The organism is Bradyrhizobium genomosp. III (genome assembly GCF_000261705.1).
GTDB classification, from domain to species: Bacteria; Pseudomonadota; Alphaproteobacteria; order Rhizobiales; family Xanthobacteraceae; genus Bradyrhizobium; species Bradyrhizobium ottawaense.
This window is the reverse complement of the sequence record NZ_AJQF01000388.1, coordinates 1-1,004: the sequence shown is the minus strand read 5'-3', so window position 1 is coordinate 1,004 and position 1,004 is coordinate 1. Positions and strand designations below refer to the sequence as shown.

Genomic DNA, 1,004 nt, shown 5'->3' with positions numbered 1-1,004 from the left:
TTCCGCCGTTTCGGCGGCGAGCTGCTTGCCGTCCTCGGAGGCGCCGGCCTGCACGATCACCGGCCAGCCCTGCACGGGACGCGCGATGTTGAGGGGGCCACGTACCTTCAGATATTTACCGTTGTGATCGAGCGTATGCATTTTCGAAGGATCGAAGAACAGCCCGCTCTCGACATCGCGCACGAAGGCATCGTCGGCGAAGGAATCCCACAGGCCCGTGACGACATCGTAGAACTCGCGGGCGCGCTTGTAGCGCTCGGCATGCTCCATGTGATCGTCGAGGCCGAAATTCAGGGCCGCGTCCGGGTTCGATGTCGTGACGATATTCCAGCCGGCGCGGCCGCCGCTGAGATGGTCGAGCGAGGCGAAGCGGCGGGCGACGTGATAGGGCTCGTCGAAGGTGGTCGAGCCTGTCGCGATCAGGCCAATCCGGTCGGTGACCGCCGAGAGCGCCGACAGCAGCGTGAACGGCTCGAAGGAGGTGACGGTGTGGCTGCGCTTGAGCGCATTGACCGGCATGTTCAGCACGGCGAGGTGATCGGCCATGAAGAAGGCGTCGAACTTGCCGGCCTCGAGCTTCTGGATCAGCTGCTTGATGTGCGAGAAGTTGAAATTGGCGTCAGGCCAGGCCCCGGGATAGCGCCAGGCCCCGGTGTGGATGCTGATCGGGCGCATGAACGCGCCAAGCTTGAGTTGCCGTTGTGCCATCGCCCGGTGTCCGTTCTTGGTGACGCTGGGGAAAGACATAGGGACGCCGGGGAGCTGCACCATTGGGGGAGGCGGGAAGATTTTTTCGTTTTTCGATGTCCGCTCAGCACAATCGCGTCATTCCGGGGCGCGCCCCTTCGCGCGAGCCACGATGCGCAATTGCGCATCTGAGAATCCATCAAGCCGCGGACACCGAGGAGGGCTACTGCCCCCGGGCCCTTTGATCGAAGGCGCTCAGCACGGCGAGCGTCATCGCGGTGACGCCGGTCTGGATGGTCGGTTTCGGCACCGGGGCG

At 64.1% G+C, this 1,004-nt stretch carries 1 protein-coding gene; it reads right to left on the bottom strand.

All coding sequences use genetic code 11. The features are described from left to right. A partial coding sequence (locus tag IC66_RS0131500) for an NtaA/DmoA family FMN-dependent monooxygenase (RefSeq protein WP_038950316.1) occupies positions 1 to 708 on the bottom strand: 708 nt, incomplete at its 3' end. Positions 709 to 1,004: the final 296 nt, after the last annotated feature.